3 protein-coding genes and 2 pseudogenes are annotated in these 4470 nt (G+C 49.7%); 4 read left to right on the top strand and 1 reads right to left on the bottom strand.

Features of this window, described 5'->3' with window-relative positions:
• Positions 1 to 37 precede the first annotated feature (37 nt).
• A pseudogene (locus J7439_RS24865) lies at positions 38 to 194 on the bottom strand (IS1595-like element ISEnu2 family transposase); the annotation flags it as partial.
• A 315-nt stretch (positions 195 to 509) separates the two neighbouring features.
• Between J7439_RS24865 and J7439_RS24870 the strand changes: the two are divergent.
• The 4 genes and pseudogenes from J7439_RS24870 to J7439_RS24885 form a co-directional block, all read left to right on the top strand.
• The gene (locus J7439_RS24870; RefSeq protein ID WP_209204746.1) at positions 510 to 680 is read left to right on the top strand and encodes a hypothetical protein; all 171 of its coding nucleotides are present in this window, start codon (positions 510 to 512) and stop codon (positions 678 to 680) included.
• A 345-nt stretch (positions 681 to 1025) separates the two neighbouring features.
• Positions 1026 to 1937, top strand: a complete 912-nt coding sequence (locus J7439_RS24875; RefSeq protein WP_209204748.1) for an IS4 family transposase — start codon at positions 1026 to 1028, stop codon at positions 1935 to 1937.
• Positions 1938 to 2046: 109 nt separating this feature from the next.
• Positions 2047 to 2679 (top strand): annotated as a pseudogene (locus J7439_RS24880) (NAD(P)(+) transhydrogenase (Re/Si-specific) subunit beta).
• Between the two features lie 151 nt (positions 2680 to 2830).
• Positions 2831 to 4470: hypothetical protein (locus J7439_RS24885; RefSeq protein WP_209204747.1), on the top strand; the 1640-nt coding region annotated here is incomplete at its 3' end.

The raw sequence follows: 4470 nt of genomic DNA on the forward strand, positions 1-4470 counted from the left end.
CAACAACGATGACTGGATGGAAGAGTTCCTACAAGGGCTATGTTGTGTTTAAGGGTTGAAAGTGAATAAATTCCAAAATCTTGTTGGTCAACCGATCAGTTGTTAAAGCATTAATGCCAGCTAGGAGCCCTTCGCCAGCCCAGGTAATGTGACAGATATTTTGTTGCAACTCCGTGAAAAAAACCTGTAATCCACCAATGGCACTGACTTAAGGCCTCAGCCCTTGATAATTCAAGGCTTACTCGGAAAGAAGCGACTATAAAAAGTCACAAAACTAAATATTTCCCTTCCGAGCAAGCCATGAACAAGTGTAGCCAAGAGTTCCTATCCCTCGCAGATGATTGCCTTAACCAATTTGCACAGACTGAAAGTGATGAATTTTCATCAATCCTTACCTCTGATGACCTTAACTCTTTTCAGAATTGTTACCCCGGCTGCAGGGTAAGGGATTTTCCACCCATCAAAACATTAACCTTGTTCATGCGACAGGTGGCCAGTGACACCAAATCATGTCGCCACGCTCTCATTGCCACGCCCTCATTGATGAAGCGAGAGACCAGGTCGTCAGGGGCAACAAGAAGAAAGTGCCCAACACTGAAACCAGCGCATATTGCAAAGCGCGGCAACGGTTGAGTGAAGCATCCGTAAGAGGTTTGCTGCGCATATCTGGCAATAAGTAGTTAACCAAATGAAATCGTATTTTCTGACTAAGTGGACAGTCACTCTCGGCAACTGCTCATGCGTTGCTCTATCTCCTGCATCCATGCAGTCGTGCGGCGTTACAACTACGGTCACATAGCTACGGCTATGCTCCCTACGTTGTGCCTTGCATAGTAACTGTCCACTTAGCCAGAAAATACGATTCCATTTGGCCAACTACTTAGCCTTGATCACGCCTCACCAGAATCATGGCTATGGCATCAACGTCGTGTACTGCTTACTGATGGTTCAACATTGTTGACATTGTTGACATTGTTGACATTGTTGACATTGTTGATGCCTGACACTGAGAAAAATCAGAAAGAATATTCTCAGCCCGGCACCCAAAAAAAGGGCTTGGTTTCCCGATTCTCAGAATTCTTGTTTTGATATGTCTTGGCAGTTGCGCATTGCTTGATTTTGCTGTGGCTGCCTACGAAGGGAAAGAAACCGGGGAACAAGCTTTGCTCAGGAAATTGTTCTCCCATCTGCAGGATGGCGACATCCTGTTAGGTGATGCGAATTTTGAGAACTACTTCCTGTTGGCTTTGCTGTTCCAAGCCAAGGCTGACGTGGTTTTCGAGAAAAATGGTGCCCGCCATATTGATTTCCGGAAATGCGATCAAAAGCTGGGTAGCAAGGATGGATTATTCAAATTAACAAGACCAGTCCGACCTGAGTGGATGAGTCAGGAGCTTTATGATCAGATGCCTGCAGAGCTGGTAATCCGTGCTGTCAAGAACAAACGTCGCACCATCATCACCACTTTATTGGATGCTGAGGAGTATCCCCGGACAGAGATCATTGCGCTGTATCTGAAACGCTGGCACGTCGAGATTGATTTTGATGTCATCAAAACGACCATGAAAATGGATATGCTGCGCTGTAAAAGTCCGGAAATGGTGAGAAAAGAAATATGCATCAACTTTCTGGTATACAACCTGATACGGGCACTGATGGGGAAAACAGCAAAGCACATTGACAAGACTCCACGGGAATTGAGTTTTAAAACGGCTCAGGAAACGCTGGTGTCATTCCTTCAGACGTTGCTGGGAGCATCGGGTGACTGGCTGGAACAGAAAATCATTAATGTGTTGGACATCATAGGACAGCATATTGTTGGAAATCGACCCGGTCGGTCGGAGCCAAGGGCCGTTAAGAAACGGCCAAAACCGCATAAAAGGCTCCAGCATTCAAGGTCGCAGGCACGCAGACTCAAGAAATACCAAGGGAAGTGAGCTTAAGTCAGTGCCATTGGCTTTCACACTGGTATTGCCGCTGCCGACCCTGACCCCAGATTTACTGACACTGCTGCTTGTAACACTAATCTGACCAGTTGGCTTCTTGATGGGAGAACCAGGCTGGAAAATTCTGGTTGTCCCGAGGCAAACTGTTTCGGTGATTCTGGGTGGCTTTGGTACCGCAGAGGGGGCGATCGTCGAAGGTGGTGAGCAGGGTGACTATACGGAAGTCAGCGCAGAAGACGTTGCGGAACAGCTGAAGAACTCCGCCAGTGTCATTATTACCCCTGGCTATGGTATGGCGGTTGCCCAGGCTCAACCACCCGGTTCGTGATCTGGTCAAGAAGCTGCGGGACCGTGGGATCAGGTTCGTTTCGGTATCCATCCAGTGGCCGGTCGTCTGCCGGGCCATATGAATGTACTGCTGGCTGAGGCAAAGGTGCCTTATGACATCGTGGAAGAAATGGATGAAATCAACGATGACTTTGCCGATACCGATACGGTTCTGGTGATCGGTGCCAACGACACGGTGAACCCGGCGGCGGTCGAAGACCCAACCAGCCCAATCGCCGGCATGCTGGTATTGCGGGTCTGGGAAGCCGGAGAAGTGATCGTCTTCAAACGCTCGATGGCTACCGGCTATGCGGGTGTTCAGAATCCACTGTTCTTCCGTGACAACAGCCGTATGCTGTTTGGTGATGCCACCGACAGTGTTGAGCAGATTCTCAAACAGTTCTGATATTTCCTCCTGGCTGGCAGCAAACGCTGTCAGCCAGGAACATTTCTGGCAAGACCTCTCAGTAACCCCGGTACTGCTAAAAACAAAAAAAACAATCATTCTTATTTGCATCTACATTTGTATTCCGAATCCTGTAACCTCGGAGACCTAGATGACCCCTCTACTCACTTCCTGCGTAACCATGACACCACCGTCTGATTCGGCTGACACTGATACCAGCCATAACCTTGGACAGGGCTCTGCCTGGTCGGGTTTCTGGAATATCAGCAAGTCAGTGGCTAAATCCTTTCATCCTGGCTTTGACCCCGGACAACGGACTGATCAGTCGGATGGCCCATGGATACAGCTGAAAATTCAACCTAAAGAGCTGGCCCTGCGTCTGGCCCAGAGAGCCATACCCGCCGATAGCTACTTCAATACCATTAACCAGGTGGCTATGGCCTGTCTGGCGCTGGCCAGCCTGCCGGGTTGTGGGGGCCAGACGACGCAAGACCAAAATCCGGGAACCAGTAAAGAATCGCCTGGTACTGCTGCCTCAACCTCGCAATCGACCAGTTCTGCAACACCAACACCAACACCAACATCAACACCAACATCAACACCAACATCAACACCAACATCAACACCAACATCAACACCAACATCAACACCAACACCAACGCAATCAAGCTCTCAGCTGAAAAATACACATACTACGTCGCAGGCTCCGACAACTTCACAATTAGCCAGTTCTGCAACACCACCGTCATCGCTGTCAAGTTCTCAGCTGGCCAGCTCAATGGCTTCTTCGTCGGCTCCGACAACTTCAGAATTGACCAGCTCTGCACCGCCATCGTCAGCACTGTCAAGTTCTCAGCTGGCTAGCTCAATAGCTTCTTCGCCAACTCAGACAATTTCACAATTGTCCAGCTCCGCAACGCCAACGCCAGCACTATCAAGATCAAGCTCTCAGCTGGAAAATACAATTACTTCGTCGTTGGATTTGACAGCTTCAGAATTGACCAGTTCTGCAACGCCATCGTCAGCACTGTCAAGTTCTCAACTGGCCAGATCCATGGCTTCTTCGTCGACGACGACAACTTCAGAATTGACCAGTTCTGCAACGCCATCGTCGTCACTGTCAAGTTCTCAGCTGGCCAGATCCATGACTTCTTCGCCGACTCCGAGAACTTCAGAATTGACCAGCTCTGCAACGCCCTCGTCAGCACTGTCAAGTTCTCAGCTGGCCAGCTCAATGGCTTCTTTGTCGGTTCCGACAACCTCAGAATTGACCAGCTCTGCAACGCCATCGTCATCGTTGTCAAGTTCTCAGCTGGTCAGCTCAATGGCTTCTTTGTCGGCTCCGACAACCTCAGAATTGACCAGCTCTGCAACGCCATCATCAACGCTATCAAGCTCACAACTGAAAAGTACAATCACTTCATCGTCGGCTGCGGCAATGTCAGAATCGACCGGTCTGACGTCATCATCCATGCTGTCAGGTGCACAGTCTGCGTCACCGACTTCGACCATTTCACAATTGAGCAGAATGTCTCCGCCGAGTCTGTCAAGCCCACTGCCGACCAGTTCACGGGCTTCGACAGCGATGCTAACCACTGAAAGTACTGTTGCTCCCACCACAGCTGACAGCGTTCAGGCAACCACTGAGCTTTTATCTTCACCTCTGGGTACACCGGTCAATAGCACGGTAACCCCGACTGTCACAGGCAGCCCTGATTCCCCGAACTTCCCACCGAGTGCAAACACATCGTTGTCGGTGCGCCTGTCAAGTTCACGGTTGGAAAGTACACT

It is taken from the genome of Salinisphaera sp. G21_0 (genome assembly GCF_017744115.1).
Taxonomy (GTDB): domain Bacteria; phylum Pseudomonadota; class Gammaproteobacteria; order Pseudomonadales; family Endozoicomonadaceae; genus Endozoicomonas.